25 protein-coding genes are annotated in these 21782 nt (G+C 39.8%); 11 read left to right on the top strand and 14 right to left on the bottom strand.

Annotation, left to right across the window (positions count from 1 at the left end):
* The first annotated feature begins 83 nt into the window (after positions 1 to 83).
* From mnmA to AC27JR_RS08375, 5 genes are all read left to right on the top strand, one after another.
* Positions 84 to 1184 carry a tRNA 2-thiouridine(34) synthase MnmA gene (gene mnmA, locus AC27JR_RS08395; RefSeq protein WP_076918635.1) on the top strand — a complete coding sequence of 367 codons (1101 nt, stop codon included), beginning with the start codon at positions 84 to 86 and terminating at the stop codon, positions 1182 to 1184.
* Positions 1184 to 1786: a high frequency lysogenization protein HflD gene (gene hflD / locus AC27JR_RS08390; protein WP_131691103.1), complete on the top strand. Its 603-nt coding sequence runs from the start codon at positions 1184 to 1186 to the stop codon at positions 1784 to 1786. The genes mnmA and hflD overlap by 1 nt, the downstream gene beginning before the upstream one ends.
* A gap of 31 nt (positions 1787 to 1817) precedes the next feature.
* Entirely contained in the window at positions 1818 to 3188 is a 1371-nt protein-coding gene (gene purB / locus AC27JR_RS08385; RefSeq protein WP_487173315.1) for an adenylosuccinate lyase, read from the top strand.
* An 82-nt stretch (positions 3189 to 3270) separates the two neighbouring features.
* Positions 3271 to 4413, top strand: coding sequence for a ribosomal protein uL16 3-hydroxylase (locus AC27JR_RS08380; protein ID WP_076918632.1), 1143 nt, complete (start codon positions 3271 to 3273; stop codon positions 4411 to 4413).
* 9 nt (positions 4414 to 4422) lie between these two features.
* Entirely contained in the window at positions 4423 to 4881 is a 459-nt protein-coding gene (locus AC27JR_RS08375; RefSeq protein ID WP_076918631.1) for a GNAT family N-acetyltransferase, read from the top strand.
* A 32-nt stretch (positions 4882 to 4913) separates the two neighbouring features.
* Here the strand turns inward: AC27JR_RS08375 and AC27JR_RS08370 are convergent, their stop codons facing one another.
* Positions 4914 to 6131: a pyridoxal phosphate-dependent aminotransferase gene (locus AC27JR_RS08370; protein WP_076918630.1), complete on the bottom strand. Its 1218-nt coding sequence runs from the start codon at positions 6129 to 6131 to the stop codon at positions 4914 to 4916.
* A gap of 129 nt (positions 6132 to 6260) precedes the next feature.
* The gene (locus AC27JR_RS08365) at positions 6261 to 6605 is read right to left on the bottom strand and encodes an Hpt domain-containing protein (RefSeq protein WP_010390183.1); all 345 of its coding nucleotides are present in this window, start codon (positions 6603 to 6605) and stop codon (positions 6261 to 6263) included.
* Positions 6606 to 6736: 131 nt separating this feature from the next.
* On the opposite strand from AC27JR_RS08365, the gene AC27JR_RS08360 reads away from it, so the two are divergent.
* Positions 6737 to 7330 carry a tRNA-uridine aminocarboxypropyltransferase gene (locus AC27JR_RS08360; protein WP_487173314.1) on the top strand — a complete coding sequence of 198 codons (594 nt, stop codon included), beginning with the start codon at positions 6737 to 6739 and terminating at the stop codon, positions 7328 to 7330.
* 18 nt (positions 7331 to 7348) lie between these two features.
* Positions 7349 to 8131 (top strand): CLCA_X family protein, encoded by a 783-nt coding sequence (locus tag AC27JR_RS08355; protein WP_487173361.1) that lies wholly within the window; start codon positions 7349 to 7351, stop codon positions 8129 to 8131.
* Between the two features lie 25 nt (positions 8132 to 8156).
* On the opposite strand, the gene dcd is transcribed toward AC27JR_RS08355, so the two are convergent.
* Both dcd and apbC read right to left on the bottom strand, forming a co-directional pair.
* Complete coding sequence (dcd, locus tag AC27JR_RS08350) at positions 8157 to 8741, bottom strand: dCTP deaminase (RefSeq protein WP_487173313.1); 585 nt, start codon at positions 8739 to 8741, stop codon at positions 8157 to 8159.
* A 2-nt stretch (positions 8742 to 8743) separates the two neighbouring features.
* Positions 8744 to 9820, bottom strand: coding sequence for an iron-sulfur cluster carrier protein ApbC (apbC, locus tag AC27JR_RS08345; RefSeq protein WP_076918627.1), 1077 nt, complete (start codon positions 9818 to 9820; stop codon positions 8744 to 8746).
* A gap of 177 nt (positions 9821 to 9997) precedes the next feature.
* Between apbC and metG the strand changes: the two genes are divergently transcribed.
* Positions 9998 to 12022: a methionine--tRNA ligase gene (gene metG / locus AC27JR_RS08340; protein ID WP_487173312.1), complete on the top strand. Its 2025-nt coding sequence runs from the start codon at positions 9998 to 10000 to the stop codon at positions 12020 to 12022.
* Between the two features lie 57 nt (positions 12023 to 12079).
* On the opposite strand, the gene AC27JR_RS08335 is transcribed toward metG, so the two are convergent.
* A complete protein-coding gene (locus tag AC27JR_RS08335) occupies positions 12080 to 12706 on the bottom strand; it encodes a hypothetical protein (RefSeq protein WP_487173311.1) in 627 nt (208 codons plus the stop codon).
* Positions 12707 to 12924: 218 nt separating this feature from the next.
* Positions 12925 to 13104: a hypothetical protein gene (locus tag AC27JR_RS08330; protein WP_008113605.1), complete on the bottom strand. Its 180-nt coding sequence runs from the start codon at positions 13102 to 13104 to the stop codon at positions 12925 to 12927.
* A 263-nt stretch (positions 13105 to 13367) separates the two neighbouring features.
* On the opposite strand from AC27JR_RS08330, the gene AC27JR_RS08325 reads away from it, so the two are divergent.
* A complete protein-coding gene (locus AC27JR_RS08325; protein WP_487173310.1) occupies positions 13368 to 13784 on the top strand; it encodes a Tll0287-like domain-containing protein in 417 nt (138 codons plus the stop codon).
* Between the two features lie 14 nt (positions 13785 to 13798).
* Here the strand turns inward: AC27JR_RS08325 and AC27JR_RS08320 are convergent, their stop codons facing one another.
* The 3 genes from AC27JR_RS08320 to AC27JR_RS08310 all read right to left on the bottom strand — a co-directional run bounded on the left by AC27JR_RS08320 (position 13799) and on the right by AC27JR_RS08310 (position 15547).
* Positions 13799 to 14320: a DUF2937 family protein gene (locus AC27JR_RS08320; protein ID WP_076918624.1), complete on the bottom strand. Its 522-nt coding sequence runs from the start codon at positions 14318 to 14320 to the stop codon at positions 13799 to 13801.
* Positions 14321 to 14411: 91 nt separating this feature from the next.
* Positions 14412 to 14888 carry a nucleoside deaminase gene (locus tag AC27JR_RS08315; RefSeq protein ID WP_487173309.1) on the bottom strand — a complete coding sequence of 159 codons (477 nt, stop codon included), beginning with the start codon at positions 14886 to 14888 and terminating at the stop codon, positions 14412 to 14414.
* A gap of 50 nt (positions 14889 to 14938) precedes the next feature.
* The gene (locus AC27JR_RS08310; RefSeq protein ID WP_487173308.1) at positions 14939 to 15547 is read right to left on the bottom strand and encodes a GlcG/HbpS family heme-binding protein; all 609 of its coding nucleotides are present in this window, start codon (positions 15545 to 15547) and stop codon (positions 14939 to 14941) included.
* A gap of 145 nt (positions 15548 to 15692) precedes the next feature.
* On the opposite strand from AC27JR_RS08310, the gene AC27JR_RS08305 reads away from it, so the two are divergent.
* Together AC27JR_RS08305 and AC27JR_RS08300 are read left to right on the top strand one after the other, a co-directional pair.
* Complete coding sequence (locus AC27JR_RS08305) at positions 15693 to 16193, top strand: fasciclin domain-containing protein (protein ID WP_487173307.1); 501 nt, start codon at positions 15693 to 15695, stop codon at positions 16191 to 16193.
* Positions 16194 to 16348: 155 nt separating this feature from the next.
* Entirely contained in the window at positions 16349 to 17062 is a 714-nt protein-coding gene (locus tag AC27JR_RS08300) for a flagellar brake domain-containing protein (protein WP_487173306.1), read from the top strand.
* A gap of 65 nt (positions 17063 to 17127) precedes the next feature.
* On the opposite strand, the gene lepB is transcribed toward AC27JR_RS08300, so the two are convergent.
* The 5 genes from lepB to aceK form a co-directional block, all read right to left on the bottom strand.
* Positions 17128 to 17736 carry a signal peptidase I gene (gene lepB, locus AC27JR_RS08295; RefSeq protein ID WP_083830241.1) on the bottom strand — a complete coding sequence of 203 codons (609 nt, stop codon included), beginning with the start codon at positions 17734 to 17736 and terminating at the stop codon, positions 17128 to 17130.
* Between the two features lie 443 nt (positions 17737 to 18179).
* Positions 18180 to 18434: a DUF2999 family protein gene (locus AC27JR_RS08290; protein WP_008113615.1), complete on the bottom strand. Its 255-nt coding sequence runs from the start codon at positions 18432 to 18434 to the stop codon at positions 18180 to 18182.
* An 86-nt stretch (positions 18435 to 18520) separates the two neighbouring features.
* A complete protein-coding gene (locus AC27JR_RS08285) occupies positions 18521 to 19483 on the bottom strand; it encodes a zinc-binding dehydrogenase (protein WP_487173305.1) in 963 nt (320 codons plus the stop codon).
* A gap of 38 nt (positions 19484 to 19521) precedes the next feature.
* Positions 19522 to 19914, bottom strand: coding sequence for a hypothetical protein (locus AC27JR_RS08280; RefSeq protein ID WP_487173304.1), 393 nt, complete (start codon positions 19912 to 19914; stop codon positions 19522 to 19524).
* 40 nt (positions 19915 to 19954) lie between these two features.
* Entirely contained in the window at positions 19955 to 21751 is a 1797-nt protein-coding gene (gene aceK / locus AC27JR_RS08275) for a bifunctional isocitrate dehydrogenase kinase/phosphatase (protein WP_487173303.1), read from the bottom strand.
* Between the last annotated feature and the right edge of the window lie 31 nt (positions 21752 to 21782).

Below are 21782 nucleotides of genomic sequence, written 5' to 3'. Positions count from 1 at the left end.
TCCTCTCTTTAAGCACCTGCAAAATACATGCTATAATCGCGGCCTTTCCTAGTTAACAGTAATCTGTATAAGCGAAATTATTCATGAGCGAAAATAGTCACATTAAAGTCATCGTTGGCATGTCCGGTGGTGTTGATTCTTCTGTATCTGCCTACTTGTTAAAACAGCAAGGGTATCAGGTCGAAGGCCTGTTTATGAAAAACTGGGAAGAAGATGACAATGATGAATATTGTGCCGCTGCTGAAGATTTAAAAGATGCACAAGCTGTATGTGATAAGTTAGGCATTGAACTTCATACCGTAAATTTTGCTGCTGAATACTGGGATAATGTATTCGAATACTTTTTAGCGGAATACAAAGCGGGTCGCACACCCAACCCAGATATCATGTGTAATAAAGAAATAAAATTTAAAGCGTTTTTAGAGTTTGCTGCGCAAGCGCTTGGTGCTGATTTTATTGCAACTGGGCATTATGTGCGCCGTGAGCTACGTGGTGATAAATATGTAATGTGCCGTGGTCTAGACGATAACAAAGATCAAAGCTACTTTTTATACACATTAAGCCATGAACATATTGCGCAAACACTATTTCCTGTGGGAGATATTGCCAAACCAGAAGTACGCCGTATTGCTGAAGAACAAGATTTAATTACCCATGATAAAAAAGACAGCACCGGTATTTGCTTTATTGGCGAGCGTAAATTCAAAGATTTCCTACAAAAATTTCTACCTGCACAACCAGGGGTAATTGAAGACACCGACGGTAACAATGTAGGTGAGCATGAAGGTTTGATGTATCACACCCTTGGTCAGCGTAAAGGTTTATTAATTGGTGGTATGAAAGAAGGTTCTGGCGAACCATGGTATGTGGTAGATAAAGATTTAGAGCGTAATGTTCTTGTTGTTGGTCAAGGTAAAGATCACCCTCGCCTATATAGTAACGGCCTTAATGCTAACCAATTACACTGGGTAGATCGTATTGGCCCGCAAGGCACCACTCGCTGCACCGTTAAAACTCGCTACCGTCAAGAAGACTTGAGCTGTACATTGCTCGTTGGCGAAGATGGTATGGCACGCGTGTTGTTTGATGAACCGCAAAAAGCCGTTACCCCAGGACAATCCGCCGTATTTTACGCTGATGAAGTCTGCTTAGGTGGTGGCATTATTGATTCGGTGATTAAGTAATGAATCAACATCAAGTCATGGCACTTGCTGCCATGTGTCAAGTAGCTAAACAAGTACAAAAGGTTGCTCAATACGGTCGTTGTGATGAGCACGATTTTTCGACGTTGTTATCAAGTATTGTGCAAACCTCACCCGCCTCCCCTGAGGATGTATACCAAGGCACACAAAATTTGCGTGATGGCTATAAAACATTAATGGCACAACTGAGTGCCGGTGCTCAAAAAGATGTTGAAATAGTTAAATACGTGGGGGGCTTGATGCAGTTAGAACGAGCCCTTAGCGCCAACAGTAAAAGTCTCAATGAATTAGGTAAACGTATTGATGATATTCATCGTCGTTTAGATCATTTTGCTATTACCGATGACAGTGTTGTTGCCGGTTTAGCAGATATATACTCGTCGGTGCTAAGCCCCCTTGGGCACCGAATCCAGGTTTATGGTAAACCCGAGTTATTAAAACAGCAACTCACTCAAAACAAAATCCGTGCGTTACTTTTAGCCGGTATTCGTAGTGCAGTGTTATGGCGACAAATGGGCGGCAAACGTCGTCATTTCTTTTTTGCAAAAAGAAAAATTCTCGCCATTGCTAAAACAAAAATTTAATTATCGTTCAAACTAAAATTTAGGAGTTATTATGGAGCTTTCAGCGTTAACGGCTATCTCTCCGGTTGATGGTCGCTACGGCAGCAAAACCACTGAACTACGCAGTATTTTTAGCGAATTTGGGTTAATCAAATACCGTGTAACCGTTGAAGTGCGTTGGTTGCAAGCGTTAGCTGCAGCAAGCGATATAACAGAAGTCCCAGCTTTAAGCGAGCAAGCAAACGGACTATTAAATGCTATCGTCGATAACTTCTGTGAAGCCGATGCGCAGCGTGTTAAAGACATTGAACGCACTACTAACCATGATGTAAAAGCTGTTGAATATCTACTAAAAGAAAAAGTAGCTGATAACGCTGAATTACATGCCATTAATGAATTTATTCACTTTGCATGTACCTCTGAAGATATCAACAATTTATCTCACGGTTTAATGTTAAGTGAAGCCCGTAACAATGTTATTTTACCTTATTGCGATGAGCTATTAAGCGCAATTAAAGAAAAAGCTATTGAATACAAAGCCATTCCAATGATGACACGTACGCATGGGCAACCTGCTACCCCATCAACAATGGGTAAAGAGTTTGCAAACGTATACATGCGTTTAAAGCGTCAACGTGACCAAATTGCACAAGTAGAAATGTTAGGCAAAGTAAATGGTGCTGTAGGTAACTACAATGCTCACCTAAGTGCTTACCCTGATTACGACTGGCATACTCACGCAGATAAATTTGTAACTAGCCTAGGTTTAACACTTAACCCGTTTACTACACAAATTGAACCGCATGACTATATTGCAGAGCTATTTGATGCAATTGCGCGTTTTAATACTATATTGCTAGATTTTGACCGCGACATGTGGGGCTACATTGCGCTTAATCACTTTAAGCAAAAAACCATTGCCGGTGAAATTGGCTCATCAACTATGCCTCATAAAGTGAACCCAATTGATTTCGAAAACTCAGAAGGTAACTTAGGCTTAGCCAATGCTATCTTTGGTCATTTAGCACAAAAACTACCGGTTTCTCGCTGGCAACGTGATTTAACTGACTCAACTGTATTACGTAATTTAGGTGTTGGTATGGGTTATGCTGTTATTGCATACCAATCAACACTTAAAGGTGTGAGCAAACTGGAAGTTAACGAGCAACGTTTAGCTGATGAGCTTGATCAAAATTGGGAGCTACTAGCAGAGCCAATTCAAACGGTAATGCGTAAATATGGTATTGAAAAGCCATATGAAAAGCTTAAAGATTTAACCCGTGGTAAACGTGTAAATCAAGAAATAATGGCTGATTTTATTGATGGTTTAGAATTACCAGACGCCGCAAAAGCAGAAATGAAAAAGCTAACACCTGCCAACTACATTGGTCGTGCTGTTGAGTTTATTGATGATTTAATTTAATAAATCAATACGACTAATAAAAAGCGAAAGGTCTCTGCCTTTCGCTTTTTTGTCATTTGGCTCTTAACGTTATAGGCATTCTATGTATCAACTAAAAATAAATGAATTATCTGAGCAAGCGTTTTTAAATCAATACTGGCAAAAAAAGCCACTATTAATCAAAGGAGGTTTTAGTGACTTTAAAGACCCTCTTGATGCCAATGAACTGGCAGGCCTTGCCATGGAAGACAGCATAGAATCGCGTATTATTACCAACCATAATCAGCAATGGCAATCCCACCAAGGACCATTTGAAGATTTTGAAATACTCACCGATGAGCATGCTACTTTATTAGTGCAAGCAGTCGATCATTGGCACCCAGAAGCCGCCCAATTACTTGAGCCATTTCGATTTATTCCTAACTGGCGAATAGATGATTTGATGATTAGCTACTCAACCCCTGGCGGCGGTGTTGGCCCACACTTAGACCAATATGATGTATTTATTATTCAAGGAGAAGGCAAACGCCATTGGCGTGTAGGCTTACCTGATGCCTCTTTAAAGCAATTTGCTCAAAATAAAAGCTTGCTACAAGTTGAAGCTTTCACTGCAGTGATTGATTGCGTTTTAGAGCCAGGTGACATTTTGTACATACCACCAGGTTGCCCTCATGAAGGCTATGCAATTGAAAATGCTTTAAATTACTCAGTCGGATTTAGAGCTCCTAACCAACAAGATCTCCTGTCTAGTTTTGCAGATCATATTATTGACACAGAGAGTGGCCAAAAACGGTATACGGATCATACCCTCACTCTTCGAGATTCAAAAGGTGAGCTTACACAAAGCGAAGTCGATAAAGTCAAAACATTAATGCAGGCTTTAATAGAAAACGACAGCTTATTTAAAAATTGGTTAGGAAACACTTTAAGTCAACCTAAGCACGATATGGATTTAGCGCCCGAAGAAACGCCGTTTAGTTCCGCTGAAATTATGCAACAACTTGAAAGTGATATGACATTTGAACGTCTTGGTGGCACGCGCGCAATTTACCAGTGTATGGAGAGTGAGCTGCTTTTAAGTGTTAATGGCGAAAACTACCCTTTACCGTTATCTGATTTAAAGGCTGTAAAACAGCTAACTGATTTTATTGAATTTGATACCAACACCTTAAATTCAACCACACCTAGCCTAGATTTTATCGAAACTTTTACTACACTGGTTAATGAGGGTATTTGGTTTAGCTAGGAGGAGGTCATGGTTTATACTGTTGACAAAGTTGATTGGCAAAGTGAAAAAGATCAACTTCAACAAATAAGAGAGCGCGTTTTCGTTTACGAATTACATATTCCAAAGAATATTGAATTTGATAACTTAGATGCGCTCGCTCAACATATTCTGGTTACCGATAATATGCACTCACCTGTTGCCACAGGTCGATTATGTAATGATGGGTTAATAGGAAGAATTGCCGTACTACCGCAGCATCGCAATCGCAACGTTTATAAATCACTGCTTAATTTCATTGTAAAGCTAGCCACAGAGCAAGGTATTGAGGCTGTTAGTATTAACTGTATTTTAAATGAAGTAGAACGATTCAAAAATAACGGGTTTACAGTGCAAGGACACGTTTTTATGGAGGCTGGCATTCCAAGGCAGCGGATGGAATGCCCTGTTACATGCTTTAAAACACGGCCGTTTACTTTAGTGCATTAACTAAAAAACGAGCCAATTGGCTCGTTTTTACTTTATTCTTGTCGATAATCTTTGAAAAACCGCTGCATTTTCATCATCGCACTGCTCAAGTCATCTTTATTAGGTAAAAACACTAATCTAAAATGATCGGGATCTGGCCAGTTGAATGCACGTCCATGGACTAATAATATTTTTTCTGCCTTTAACAAATCAAACATCATTTGTTCATCATTTTTAATATTAAACAGTTTAGTATCAACTTTAGGAAATGCATACAGCGCCCCTTTTGGCTTTTTACAGCTGATCCCCTCAATGGCGTTTAATCCACGCCAAGCAATATCTCGCTGCTCGTATAAGCGACCACCTGGGTCAATTAAACTGTCAATGGATTGTACTCCACCCAATGCTTGCTGAATGGCATATTGAGCAGGGACGTTCGCGCACAGGCGCATTGAAGCAAGAATATCTAAGCCTTTTATTAAATCAGTCATTAACGCTGTACGACCGCTTAACACCATCCAACCCATTCTAAGACCAGCGGCGCGATATGTCTTAGCTAAGCCGTTAAACGTAATAACAGGAATATCGTCGCACAATGCTCCAATAGAAGTGTGGGTAACGCCGTCGTATAGAATTTTCTCGTATATTTCATCGCTTAACAGTAAAAGCTTGTGCTCTCGGGCAATACTTATCAACTCTTCAAGCAAAGCGTCACTGTACACAGCGCCAGTAGGATTGTTAGGGTTTATTAACACCAATGCTTTAGTTTTCGAGGTGATTTTACTTTTAATATCATCAATATCAGGAAACCAATCTTGCTCTTCATCACATAAATAGTGAACAGGGTTACCGCCTGCTAACTTTACCGACGCAGTCCAAAGGGGATAATCGGGTGCAGGAATTAATACTTCATCGTCATTATTTAACAACGCTTGAGTGACCATTTGAATCAGTTCACTCACACCGTTACCAATGTAAATATTATCAACGTCTAAGTTGTGTAAACCACGCTGTTGGTAATGCTGATAAATAGCAACACGCGCAGAGTAAAGCCCTTTAGAATCACAATAGCCTTGAGCAGAATATAAATTACGGATAATGTCGCGGTGCATATCTTCTGGCATATCAAAACCAAACGCCGCGGGGTTACCAATATTAAGCTTAAGTACTTTTTGGCCCTCATCTTCCATTTTTTTAGCTTGCACTAAAACGGGGCCACGGATGTCATAACAGACGCCGTCTAATTTATGACTCTTTTTTATTTCTGACATTGTTACCTCTAAAGAGCAAGTTAGCCTTAAGACTAACTCAGTAAAGCCGTGAATTACTAGGGGAAATTAAGCGCTTAAAACTGAAAAAAATTCACGTTAACACTTTATTCTGTTCTTCATTAAACGGGTTTATCGCTGAGCGTGCCACTCATTTAATTTTGCTTGCGAGCCAGTAACTTGCGCCATTAAATTATTTGCTGCATCAACAGCCTGCTCGTCATTCCCATTATTTAAATTATATTCAATTAAACGTGCTACCTCGGCTAAACTTGCCGCTCCAAATTGAGCCGCATTTGATTTAAGGCTATGAGAATGGCGAATGGCGGCCTCTTTATCTTGACCGAGCGCTGCAATAGTTTCGTTCCCTAAGCGCTCAAATTCCGCACAACAAAATTCCAGCGTATCTGGAAATTGTTCACCTAATAGCGATTCCATACTTTCTAAAGCGGATTCGTCGATACTGATCTCTGTCATATTAATGCCCTTTAATGCGGTCCTGCGATTTCTCTTTCATCTCTTACTCTATATCTAAGCACAAAAAAAACCAACTTTATTAATACAAAAATGTATAATTACGCTAAATGTATTAATCAAATGGTTAGCTTATGGCACGTGCTCTTTGTGAACGCTGTAATTTTTCGCTAAGCACCTGTATTTGCAACGCAATAACCTGTGTTGATAACCAAACTCAGGTTATTGTTTTACAGCATCCCAGTGAAGCAAAAGTGAGCAAAAATACAGCTCAGTTATTGGCATTAAGTTTAACGCGATGCAAAATAATTAAAGGCGAAAATAATCAAGATTTCGCTTGCTTGCAAAAGCTACCAATCAGCTCGACCGTGTTACTCTACCCAAACGAGGATGCAATTGAGTTAGATGTAGCCAATAACAGTGAAAACGTACAACCGCTTACGCATTTAATAGTGATCGATGGAACATGGAATAAAGCCTTTAAAATCTTGCAATTAAATCCGCTATTACAACAGTTTAAAACAGTAAGCTTTCGCCATATTCCTACAAACCGCTATGCTATTCGTAAAGCCCCAAGGGCAGACAGTTTATCAACCCTAGAGGCCGTAGCGCATAGTTTATCGCTTATTGAAGCCCTAAACCCGGCACCCTTGTATGGTTTGTTAGATGAATTAATAACCAAACAAACCCAACATATGCCCGCTCACGTAAAAGCACGTTACCTGTAATTAAAAATGCAATTACCAATGCGTAATACCCCTTCTCGATTAAAGCGCGGATTTTCACGCCAAGGCCCTGACTATCGTTTTGACGACCAAGTTGATTTTAGCGATATTAGAACGACTTTCGGTTTTCGTTCAATGGTCGTTGGTAAGTGGGTGACTAAAGAAGAGCGCTTTATTAGTGCCAATTTAATTTATGATGCGCTAGCTGATTTAGCGCAAATTTTACATTTACCACCAACGGCAATTGGCCTTCGCGGTAAACTTAACTTTGCCTTTGGCCATGGCGGACAAAAAGGTGTGCAAGCACACTATAATGCTTATGACCAAACTCTCGCACTGGCAAAAAACGCAGGCGGCGGTGCTTTAGCCCATGAGTGGTTTCATGCATTCGATCATCATATTAGTGAGCATTTATTTAAATCAAAAACCCGCTTTGGTTTCGCCTCTAAGTTATGGCTGTCAAACTCTCCTGATTTGAGCCATCCACTTAATGATGCACTTAATCAATTTTATAAGCAGGTATTTTTAGCGCAAAACGGTGAAGATGCGAATGAATTTGTCCAACGCTGTATCGCGTTTGATAAGGCACACAAGCAGCAATACATGAGTATGCCAGAGGAGCTTGCAGCTCGCTGTTTTGAAGCCTGTATAAATCAGCATCAAATAATAAAAAATAGCTTCTTGGTCAGTGGCTTAAACAGTAATAATTTAATTTACCCTGAGCTTAGCCAAACGTTAAAAGCCAATGAAGCACTTAACCAATATTTTCAATTATTAGGTTACGCGCTTCATCAACAAGCATAGTAATCGTTTCTAAAAATCAGAATTACTATTTATCATCACTGATACGACTTGCCACCGCGCTATTTTGATCTTTATATTTTGCATCAACTCGGGTGTTATATGGGTTTTCACATGGGCCGGTGAGCGTTTCAAAGCTCATTGCACCAATCTTCATCATGGGTCTTAGCGCAAGCGGCAGTTTACCCGAGTTATAAAACTCTAAAACAATATTACCACTCCAACCTGGATCGATTCGGTGAGCGGTGACATGCACCATTAAACCTAAACGTGCCAGCGATGAGCGCCCATCTAACCAGCCAACAATGTCATCAGGTAACGTTACTTTTTCATAGGTTATTGCTAATGCAAGCTCGCCGGGGTGTAAAAAGAATGCTTCGCCATCGTCTAATACAATTTCGTCGCTCATGATTGACTCTAACGCTTTATTAAGCTGATCTTTTGGTCCACTTAAGTCAACGTAAGCAGCATTATGGGCATGAAAAGTTCTAAACTTATTACCCAAACGAAGATCTGCAGTCACCCCTGAAATCATTTCACTGGTTGGCGCTGGCTCAATAACAATCCGCCCATCGTTTAAATATTCTTTTATATGTGTATCTGAAAGTCTCATTTTTAATCTTCCGTAATCACAACTTCAATTGTGTTGTGATGTTGTTGATAATAAAGCGTACTGGCGATGAGCCGTGCAGCTGCACTGTAGGTTTCACTTATAGCAGCACTTGCATCATTGGCAATCAATTTACCTTGTTCAGAGGATTCTCTGATATTAATCGCAAGCGGAATATGCGAAAGCACAGGAACACCATGCTTCATGGCTAATTTTTGTGCGCCATCTTTACCGAATACATGATTAGCTTCGCCGCAATGTCCGCAAATGTAATGGCTCATATTTTCAATCAAACCAAGCACTGGCACGTTTACTTTATTAAACATAGCAATGCCTTTTTGCGCATCTGCCAGCGCTAAATCTTGTGGCGTAGTAACAATTACAGTGCCACTGGCAGGGACTTTTTGGCTCATGGTTAATTGAATATCGCCAGTGCCTGGGGGCATATCGACGATTAAGTAATCAAGCTCACCCCAATCGGTTTCATTTAATAGCTGACTAAGCGCGCCTGAGGCCATAGGACCGCGCCATACGGTAGCATCGTCGCTAGGCACTAAAAAGCCAATAGATTGCGCTTTAATGCCGTTAGCATTAAATGGTTGTAATTGCTTGTTGTCTTTAGTGACAGGCTCACTGCCTACCAAACCTAACAACATAGGTATAGAAGGACCATAAATGTCAGCATCTAAAATGCCGACTTTAGCGCCCTCATTTTTAAGCGAACCTGCAATGTTAACAGCCGTGGTTGACTTACCCACTCCGCCTTTACCTGAGGCCACTAAAATAATGTGCTTTATGGCTTTAAATTTTGCAGCCTCTTTAAGTGTCACCACCGCGCTTACATTTACTTCGGTTTTAAGTCGCTCGGTTAAAAATTTAGCAACATGTGGCATTTCAGATTGTGCTGCAAACGGAAGAGTGAGTTTAACAATAATTGATTTATCGGTGTTTTGAGTAATATCAGCGATAAAATCTTGCTCAATACCCACAGCGAAAGCGGCACTTCGATAGGCCGCTAAAGCAGAAATAATCGGTTGTTTTTGCACCGATTTAGCAGAGAATAGTTTCGACAGTCCAAACATAGCAATAAAATAGCGTTTCTTTGATGAAAAGTGCCACGGAATTATGTAACATTCAGGGCATTAACACCAGTCAATTAGTAAATATCCATAAGCAGTGTACTCTGTTACTACCGCGCTTATCGATAATGTAATAATTTTCATCTGTTCCTGACTAGGAACGCTTAATTCGGAATGATTATGGCACAGCGAAAGATCCTGATTACTAGCGCATTACCTTATGCCAATGGCCCTACCCATTTAGGGCATTTATTAGAGTATATTCAAACTGATATTTGGTCGCGTTTTCAAAAACTACAAGGCCACGAAGCATACTATGTGTGCGCCGATGATGCTCATGGCACACCTATTATGCTTAATGCGCAAAAGCAAGGGATCACGCCAGAGGAAATGGTTAAAAATGTTAGCATAGAACGCCAACGCGATTTTGCTGATTTTAATATCAAATTTGATAACTACCACAGTACTCACAGCCAAGAAAATAAAGAATTTAGTGAGCTTATTTATAACCGCCTTAATGATGCCGGTCATATTAAAAAGCACACTATTTCCCAGTTATTCGATCCAGAAAAAGGCATTTTTCTGCCAGACCGCTTTGTTACTGGCACCTGCCCTACCTGTAAATCAGAAGATCAAAACGGTGATAGCTGTGATGCCTGTGGCGCAACCTATAGCCCAACAGAGCTAATCAACCCACGCTCTGTTATGTCGGGTGCTGAGCCTATTTTAAAAGATTCTGAGCATTACTTTTTTGACTTACCCGCCTTTGAAGGCATGCTTAAAGAATGGCTACACTCTGGCACAATCCAACAAGAAATGGCGAATAAGCTAGATGAGTGGTTTGCCGATGGTCTTCAGCAATGGGATATTAGCCGTGATGCACCTTACTTTGGTTTTGAAATCCCAAACGCACCGGGTAAATATTTTTACGTATGGCTAGATGCGCCTATTGGTTATATGGCAAGTTTTAAAAACTTATGTGACAAACAAGACATCGACTTTGATGCGTTTTGGCAAGAAGGCTCTGACGCTGAGCTTTATCACTTCATTGGTAAAGATATCATTTATTTCCACAGCCTATTTTGGCCTGCGATGTTAGAAGGCGCTCAATTTAGAAAGCCTACTAACGTATTTGCCCATGGTTTTGTTACAGTTAATGGCGCAAAAATGTCTAAATCAAAAGGCACGTTTATTAAAGCGCGTACTTATTTAGATAACCTAGACCCAGAATTTTTACGTTATTACTACGCAGCTAAACTAAACAGTGGCATCACCGATTTAGACTTAAACCTTGAAGATTTTGCACAGCGTGTAAATTCAGACTTAGTGGGTAAAGTAGTTAATATTGCGAGCCGTTGTGCTGGCTTTATTACTAAAAAGTTTGACGGTAAGTTAAGCGACACGATTATGGAACCACAGCTACTTGCTGAGTTTCAAAACGCCTCAGCCACTATCACTGAACATTACGAAAATCGTGAATACAGTCGCGCAATCCGTGAGATTATGGCCCTTGCTGATAAAGCAAATCAATTTATTGATAATGCCGCGCCTTGGGTGCTTATTAAAGACGAGTCTAAGCAAGAAGAAGCGCATCAGGTATGTTCATTAGGACTTAACTTATTCCGCGTACTGATCACTTACTTAAAGCCTGTACTTCCTGGTATGGCCACAAATGTTGAAGCCTTCTTAAATGATGAGCTTACATGGCAAGGTGTGCAAACTGCACTAATAAGCCACCCTATCAATAAATTTAAGCCGTTAATGCAACGTGTTGAAATGGACAAAGTGAATAAAATGGTTGAAGAATCAAAAGAAAGCTTAATCGCTGAAAAAGACAAAATCGATCCTAATAGCCCACTGGCAAAAGAGCCTATTGCAGCTGAGATTGAATTTGATGACTTTGCAAAAATAGATTTACGCGTTGCTAAAATAGCTAAAGCAGAGCACGTAGAAGGCGCTGACAAATTGCTTAAGTTAACTCTTGATTTAGGCGGCGAAACACGCCAAGTATTTGCAGGTATTAAATCAGCCTACGCACCAGAAGACATCGAAGGAAAGCTAACTGTGATGGTCGCTAACCTTAAACCGCGTAAAATGCGCTTTGGAATGTCTGAAGGTATGGTACTTGCTGCAGGCCCTGGCGGTAAAGAAATATACATTCTTAACCCAGACGATGGTTCAGAGCCTGGTATGCGAGTAATGTAAGCACTGTGCTTGTTTAAAAAGCCGCTAAATATTTAGCGGCTTTTTTTATTGTTGACGTTATTTAGCTAAGGCGACTACTTTTGCCAAATGAATCACTAAGCATTGGGAGCTAATATATATAAACCAGTTTATATAGCGCACCTGAGGATAAAAACCTTGCCCTTGGTTACCATAAATCCAAAAAGCACCAATAATGGCATCAGCCAATGCAGCAAGTAAAAGCCCTAAGCTCACCCACATTATTGGTTTAGGTGCATAAAAACCACCATAAACAACAACCAACATCAGACCCATAAGTCCCACCGCAGTTACCACAACACTATAAAAACCTGTCATGGCTAAAATTGGTATACCAGCTCCATCAAGATACATAGAGGCGAGTGACATAAGACTTATCAACAATACCGCAACTATGAAACAGGTGCTTTTTAGTCGCGATATTGCTTGTTGCCTTTTATAGGCTAACACACAGGCTAAAAATAAAAGGCTGTAGCCAGGTGCAAACAATAAAATTGAATCAACTAAATAGTCATGCTTTATTAACGTTGCATAGCGGTGATAATGTTGGGATAGGTTAAAGTTAATCACATCCCCAACTGTACACAACATTAAAGCTGCGCTACAAAGAAGTGCTATAAAGCGTAACTGCCTATCTTTAAACTGGTGAAATACCCAAGTAGTCATTGCCACACTATTAAACATCAGTAAGCACAGCGAGCTCACTGTTAATAGCAATAAAATTTCTTTTTTGTCAGGTGTAATTAGCCCTACCAACAGCACAACTAAAGCACATAGCCAAGCAATAAAAGAAATGATCTGATGAGGGTGTTTTATAGATAACGAATTGATTGCACTAGCCAAGGTTTAAAATTAATAAACTTAATTTAGCAAATTATTATCGCTTAGGGTTTATTTTTATTATGCGCAGTTTGCATTTCTTTTTGTGTTTTTAGCCGACATTGTGCTAACTGCTCAAGTCGAATAGCTTTAATTGCCGCCAAAGGATCATCCACACTGAGTCCACCAGCATCATAGGTGTTTTGTTGATCTATCACTTTATTGTCATCTTGTTTAGTATGCATATTATTCTCACTTGGAACTGTTTATCGATTTTAGGCGCGCTACATCAAATAAAAAAGTGCTGAAACACTTTACGATTTAGTTGAAAAACACCTGTTCCTCTGTATATTAGAGATTACTAATATTGAGGAGTGTATTATGCGCATTATTTTACTTTTTTTCCAGTTTATTTATTTCATCCGCTGCTTTTGCTAGCAATACCGGCGAGGCACGACAAACCATCAAGGCATTTTCAACTGATTTAAAACAGGTACTCGTTAGTACTATGAAGCAAAGCGGCCCACTCGCGGCAATAAGTGTATGCAATACAGCAGCACCCGCTATTGCTTCACAACACAGCAACAGTCCTTGGCAAATTAGCCGCAGTGCTTTAAAAACTCGTAACTCAGATAATCAACCCGATGCATGGCTCAAAAATGTTTTATTAAACTTTGAACAACGTAAGCTCAATGGCGAGCCGGTAGCAAGCATAGAATATCAAGAGCAAAGACCGGATGGCTGGTATTTTGTAAAAGCGATCCCTACTCAAAAAGCGTGTTTGGCATGTCATGGCAGTGACATTGCCCCCGCAGTTTCTAAAAAAATAGCGACTTTATACCCTAATGATCAGGCAACTGATTTTAAATTGGGTGACATTCGTGGCGCATTTGTTGTTAAGAAAGCCATTGAAAATCACCAATGATAATCCGTTGACGATCAACTATTGAATTTTACCGCATCGGATGCAATACGTTTTTTACGCCTAACGTATAGAGTATGTGGCAGCATAAGTAATTGATTTAATAAAATAGCTAATACCAATGCAAACAACACTGCACTCGCGGTTAAAGGAATACCTAACTTAAAGTTATCAAGTGTATTTTGTAATCTGTCAAAGCGCTCTGGGGAGAACATATACAGCATTTTTTGCACTAAATTACCTTGTTCAAAAATAGCCATCCCTTTTTTTAAATCAGCAAATTGCAGTAATGTTTGTTGTTTTTGCTTTGCATCGGCTCTGACACTCGGTTCAGTGTTTGCTAAATGACGCTTTATCATTGCTTGTGTACTAGAAAAATTATATTGCTTTGCTGTATTTGCATAGCCATCAACTTGCCACTTGGTAGCATGATACAAGCCCGCTAAATGTTGTTGGTAATGATCACTCAGCTGCGGTAGTTGCAATGAAACAATAAAAGCGCAAGCAAATATTAATTTATCGAACAGGTTAACGATCATAATAATCCCTTGTGCTGCGTTTAATAAAAGTGACTACCGTTAACTATAACAGGTAGTCGCTTTAGTCTAAATACCATGCGCTGCTGCGCTGTTAATCTGCTTGGTGAAATTGACGATGTAGGGCGTGAACCTGTTCAACAAGTGCTGGTACGGGCCCATAAACAGCGACATTAGGAGCAACCGCTTCAATAGGTAACGGGTTAACCGGCGACTTAGTCATTTTGAGCTCGCTAAGCCAGCTAGTTAATTGCGCAGATGAACTCACATACATAATTCGACCTAAACCTACCCATGCGTGTGCTGCGGCGCACATAGGGCAATGCTCCCCTGAGGTATACACAGTAGCCCCAGCGCGTTGCTCAGGTGTCATATTATTTGCAGCCCAACGAGCAATTTCAAACTCAGGATGACGTGTATGATCGCCACCCGCAACACGGTTGCGATCTTCCATACATACATTTCCTTTAGCATCAACAAGCACAGAGCCAAACGGTTCATCGCCTGCTTCTAACGCCTCTTTAGCTAGCGCTACGCTGCGTTTTAAGTGCTCTAAATCAGTATCGTTCATAATCTGTAAACTCCTTTGACTATCACTTTTGGGGATATTTAGTAATGTGATCAGTTTTTCGACTGCGCTAACCATAACGCTTTGATCCCTGCTTTTGCAACACGTACATCCTCACTGCCATGAGCACCGCCAACTCCCACAGCCCCCACCACAGTATCGTTAATATAAATAGGCACCCCGCCATCCAGTATTAAAATGTTTTCATCTAAATAACGAAGGTCTGCTGGAATAGTGCCCTCTTTTATGCCTTTTGCTATAACTGCGGTTTCTCGCTTTTGCGAATTGGCGGTATAGGCTTTTTTATAACTGGCTCTAATAGTATGAACACCTGCAAAGTGGTCGCGAAGCACTGCAAGTGTTTGTCCTGATGCATCCACAACAGTAATAGAAACCGCTAAGTTATCTTTTTTAGCGGCAATAGCCGCCGCATTTACAATGCGCTGTGCCATATCACCCGTTAATTGTGCCACCATAGGAATAGTTTGCTGCTGTTGTTGATTAATAGTTACTTGAGTATCAGTTTGACCAGCAAAAGAAACGATTGATGAAAGAGAAGTAAATAGCGCAGTAAAAATAGCCCGTTTTTTCATATTGTTTTTCCACGTTTTAATTAAAAAATATAAAATACACAGACCGTATTGAGTGATAAAAGCTTTCATGTAATCACTAATTTACTTCACTATTTTCATTATGTAAGACGCATTTAATATCCATGCTAAATTTAGCTGCATTTAATAAATGATCGCCTCTTAGCAACACTGCGTAATATTTAACCGATACCTAATCAATTTAAAGGAAAGTAACATGTTTAAAAAAATAGCTTCTGTTCTGACTTTTGTATTTGCAAGTTTAACCCTTTCTACAGCAGCGCATGCCGATCACCATGGTATGAAAAAAGATATTGTTGATGTGGCTGCTGCCAATGGTTCGTTTTCAACCTTGGTTGCCGCTGTAAAAGCCGCTGGCCTAGTTGATACTTTAAAAGGTGAAGGGCCTTTTACTGTTTTTGCACCTACCGATGAGGCTTTTGCAAAACTACCCGCAGGAACCGTTGAAAATCTATTAAAGGCAGAAAATAAAGACAAGTTAGTAGCTATTCTTACTTACCATGTTGTATCGGGTAAAGTGATGGCTGCAGATGTGGTAACACTAACTAGTGCCGCCAGTGTGCAAGGTCAATCTGTAAATGTAGCAACTAATAATGGCGCTGTTATGATTAATGACGCAACAGTAGTTAAGGCCGATGTAAAGGCCACTAATGGTGTTATTCATGTAATTGATACCGTTTTGTTGCCAAAAGAGTAATATCTTTCATTTCTCAGCGGAGTAAAATATCTACTCCGCTCTTTGTACCTAGCATAAAGTATTAATACCTTTTTCTAAATGCCCTCTTTAATACTAGTGATTTTTACACTATATTAAAAGATAATTAAGCGTCTGTTAATATTGAGAAAGAGTTTGTGGAAACGAATAACAATAATACCACTGTTGAAGAGAAAGCAACGGAAGAGCAAAAGAAGTTTTTCCTCGATTTACTTCCTGGGAAATTAATTGATATACAATTTAACAACCCTATTCAGGTTCGCTTTAAGCTCACTTTAATCGGTTACGACACCGGTAAATATCTAATATTAAAATACCCTGCTCAAGCAGGTAAAAACGATTACAGCGATATCTTAGTTGAAGGAAAAGGGGCTATTGTCCGTTATATCATCGAAGATGAACGCGGTGAATGTGTGGCTTTTTCAACCAGCATATTAGCGATTTCATTTCGCCCTGAACGATTAATTTATTTAGCCTACCCTAAAAAAATTGAAAGCCGCCAGTTGCGGGAAACAAGTAGACTACCGACTCATATCCCAGCTAAAATTAGTTTAAGCAAAGCTGATACCGATGCCGATAGTAAAAGCTTATTGCACGGGTTAATCATTGATATTTCACCCAGCGGGTGCCGCTTTGCAATACATGTGAGTTCTGGATTTGTTGCACTTAAAAAACGTCAAGTATTTGTGCATATCCTGTCGCCTTTAGATAATAAGTCGGTGATAATTACGTCTTATATCAGAAATAACCAAATGAAAGGTAACCGCCTAAGTGTAGGTATTGAATTTGACGCATCAGAGCAAAGTAAACTTAACACGCTACTCGAAGCGTATTCAATTGATATAGATTAAAAAACACCACAAAAAACGAATTAAGGCTAACACCTTTATGGTTAACCTTGCTAACAGCAGTTCTATTACTCTAAAGGTTTTAAAAACCTCTCTGTTCTAGGTAAATAATAGTTATCGTGATCAAGCGATACAATCACACGCTCGGCTTTACCTAGTAGTTCATCACGTGGGATGAGCCCTATCACCCTTGAATCGGCACTATTGTCACGGTTATCACCCATGGCTAAATAGTAGTGTTCAGGAATTGTTATTTCGTCAAAGCTCGATAAACGTGATGGTGTATTGGCTACGCGGATTGAATGCTTATAACCATTTAAGTTTTCGATTTTATCTGAAGAAATCGTATTACTTAGCAAATTTGTGTAATTAAGCTTTTCGCCGTTGATTATTAGTTCATTATTTTCAAGCACAATAGTATCTCCAGGTACACCTATTACTCGCTTAATCAAACGGTTATCCGCCACCTTAGAATCAAATACAATAATATCGCCAGTTTGTGGGTCTGCCATTCTTAACAGGGATACATGCGTGAATGGTATACGTAAATCATACGCCATTTTATCGGTAAGGATTCGGTCGCCTTCTTCAATAGTCGGTTTCATTGAGCCTGTTGGTATTTCGTACCAATCGGCGACGGCACTACGAAACACACTCATTAAAATAATGAATACAATAGGGCCTGTTGATCTTTGCGGATTGGAATTTGTTCAAACAAGGGACGATTTAATCGCGGCGCGAGGTTTGTAACCTAGTGGGCTAAGTAAAAACCAAGTAACAAAGAGTTAATCGCTCCTTGGAAGAACCCTTTGGGCAATGGCTGTTTGGCATTGATGCTACGTTATCGCCTATTTATGGGGAATAACCACACCACATAGGCTCTGCCTTGCTTAAATACCAAACAGACTACTGCAAATTCAACCTTGAAAGGTTAACAGGCTCTAAGAACGATTGTTTTTCCAAAATTTATAAAGTCGCTTCATGTTTTTTCTCTGCTATAAGTTAAGTTTTTATCTGACTGTATAAACGCAGAGCCGTTCAAAATAGTGTGTAACAAAACATGTGCGAAGGGAACTGAAGAAGATAAGAGACATGCATATATCATGTCTCTAAAAGTTATTTACTGCTGATTTAACTTGTCTTTCGCTTCTTGTACTTTTGCAAAATCAAGCCCTAATTCATCAGTGGCTTCTTTAATCAAATGCGGTTGAGTCATCACTACAGCCATTAGTTGCTGAAGTTTTTCTGGTGGTATACCTAGCTCTTGCACTAATGCCATGGCCATCATCGGGTTTTGGGTAAATGCTTCAAACAACGCGGCTACTTTTTCATCACTGACGTTGTGCTCTTTTAATATTGCAATAATTGGATTCATTATTTGCCTTAATATTTTATAGTGTCACTAAATTATATGGGCGCACAGCCTAATTAACAATATTAATCCTGCTGTGCTCGTGTATCTCACTCAACCAGCAACACCACTTTACCGGAATTCTCGTTGCGCTCTAAAATAGCATGAGCCTCACTGGCTTGCTGCCATGACATGGTTTTATAAATATTAAAGTCATAGTTGTGGTTGGCAATATCATCATAAAAACGCGCTACAAAAGCATCTCTCAGAGCACGTTTAAACTCAATACTGCGATTACGTAGCGTTGATGCATGAAACGAAATCCGTTTTTGTAATAAGCGCGCAAAGTCCACCTCTGCAAAGCGCCCGTCTAAAAATGCCAGCATAACAATCTGACAATCCATTGCGGCCACCTTGGCATTTTTATTTAAATAGCTACCAGAAACAGGGTCAACAATTGCGTTTGCAGTTAGCTTATGTGATTTCATATAGTCAACAAAGTCGGTGGTTTTATAATTAATTACGTGGTCAGCCCCCAATCTTTTAGCATGTTCACATTTATCGTCCGAACCCGCGGTAATAACTACCTGCGCACCGGCACTCTTTGCCATTTGAATAGCTGCGCCACCAACACCACTGGCACCGGCATGAATAAGCGCCGTTTGCCCTGATTGTAATTTACCTAATTCAAATAGCGCACCAAAGGCAGTCAAATACACCTCACTTATGGCGGCACCTTGGGCCATAGAAATATGATCAGGTAATGCCATTAATTGCTGCGCATCCACCGCCACATATTCACTGTAAGCGCCACCTGCACATAAAGTAAAAATACGCTTACCTTGCCATTTTGGGTCTACCTCACTGCCAAGCTCACATACCGTGCCTGCACACTCCAGTCCTAAAATAGGGCTATCCCCTCCGGGAGCTGGATACTTACCTTGACGCTGCATACAATCAGCGCGATTGACTCCAATCGCCGCCACTTTTACCAGCACTTCATTGCTATTAATCTTCGGCTTATCAGTTTGCGAAAACGCTAACTGCTGATCTTGATGTGAAATGTACTGCATAAATCTCCTCGTATCCTTGAATTGGGTTTTATTGGATTTTATTTGATTTTTCGCCACACTTCGGCTTCAACTAGCTGACCATTTTCGGTAAGAGAATGATGCCATAAGTTTCCTGCAACTTTATAATCAAAAGCCATGGTTTTACCCATCAATGATGCAATATTGCCATACTTAAAGGTCTCAATAAATTGTCCATCGGTTAATTTATACTGGCCACCACCAGCATAACTAAATTGGCCATTTTTCTCTGTGATATAGCTAAAATGTGATGCGGTTACTAATTTGACTGAAGTTATCTCTGGGGCTTTAGCAGTGACAAACCCATTTTCTACCGCATATTTTCCTTGAACAAACTCCCACGTGCCTAATAAAGGGTTCGCAAACACTGAGCATGGCAATAAAGCTAAGCCAACGAATATAACAAATCTCATAATAATCCTTATCGTGTTAACTGTGCCTTAAGAAATCAACTCAGCGTTGATTTACTGACATAGTATTAAAACGCCAACTTTGCTTATAAGGATATACATCCGGAAGCTGGCCTTGCTTAATATTTTGCTGGGTCATTTGCCAGTACTTTGCCGTAAATAAATCACTATGATAATGATTAAAATGGCTAAAGGCGCTGCTACTAGCACTAAAAAACACCTTAAATTGACTCGGAAATATATCATTTTGGTCAATATCAAAATAGCTGTGTGAGCTTAATTCTTCTAACGCGTTGTGTGTATTTGGCACGTCTCTAAAATTGCAATCGGTAAGAGGGCAAATTTCATCATAATCATAAAATACCACTCGCCCCCAACGTGTTACGCCAAAGTTTTTCATCAACATATCACCGGCAAAAATATTGGCACTGGCAAGCTCTTTAATCGCTTTACCATAGTCAATCATCACCTGCTGCAGTGATTTATTATTACACTGGTTAATATACAAGTTGAGCGGTGTCATTTTTCGCTCAACGTAAACATGTTTAAGTATTAATGCTTTACCGGAAATAATTAAGCTATCACTAATGTGTTTTTTCATCTGTATTAGCAGTTCTTCACTAAAACGACTTAAATCAAATACAAGGTATCTAAATTCATGGGTGTCGACTAAACGCCCGACTCTGTCGGCTTGTTTTACAAAGTTATATTTATCTTTTACTTGTTGTTTAGTGGCTGTTTTTGGTGCACTAAACTTATCTTTTATCACCTTGTATACATAATCTAGGCCGTCAATGGTAAAAACCAACATCACCATACCTGGAGTCCCTGGCGCTAAATGATACGTGTATTCCTCGGGACTACTTTTAGTGGTATCCACTTTATAACGATAAAACTCGGTTTTGGCATGTTTGATAAAACCAATCGCATTGAATAATTCAAATCGTTGTTTGTGAGGCATTAATACACTGAGGTAATCAACGTAACGGGCAGGTTGGTCGGTATCTACCATAAAATACGTGCGTGCAAAGCCAAATAATAAACTAAGTTGATCAGCCCCCATCATTACTGCATCAATTGTAAGCCCATCGGGGGTATTTAAAATAGCAATTGCAAAGGGCATATTATCGCCATTTTTGGCAATACATCGCCCTATGACATAACATGCCTTATTGCGATAAAAATGCGAGTTAGCGTATTCAATATAACCGTCATTTAGGTTTATTAATTCGTATACTTGTCGACATTGCTGTTGAGCACCTTGTGTTAACGTTGTTTGTAGCTTAGCTAAATCACAAGTTAAATCTTTAAACGGTACTCTAAACACTTGCTCATTTAATAAGGTTTTAATCGCCTGATCAAATCCTGCGGTTAAAGAAATACGACTCACAAGCCCTTCATAGGAGCGTGGCTGCCCTCGGTATTTTGCTTTTAATACAAATAAGTGAACTGTGCGAATTTTTTTATCATCCCAAATAGCACCAAAGGTAGAATTAAAAAATGTATGCGCAATAGGCTGATTTTCATGTTCTTTTACCATTTCACCATAAATATTTTTAGCCCGTTGCCATGTTTGAGGGCAATTCAATTCATCATAAGCAATCACTCTAACCGCTTCACTTACTTGCTTTACTTGGCGTTCATACACTTGTAAGCGCTCTCGCATTGCTGCTTGCACTTCATGATACTGGCGTTGTTCAAAGCGACTTTGTGCCCCTAAGGTGATATTTAAAAATTGTGCAAACATAGCCTCAAAGCCTGCAAATACCGCTCGGGCTAATTTAGTGGCGACCATGGCTTGTATCGAATGATGTTGAAAGGTTAATGGCGTGCTTGGCATGATATAGGCGCTTCTATTTTTAGCAATTATG

It is taken from the genome of Pseudoalteromonas sp. NH0006-26 (genome assembly GCF_057552415.1).
This window is presented reverse-complemented; position numbering and strand designations above follow the sequence as displayed.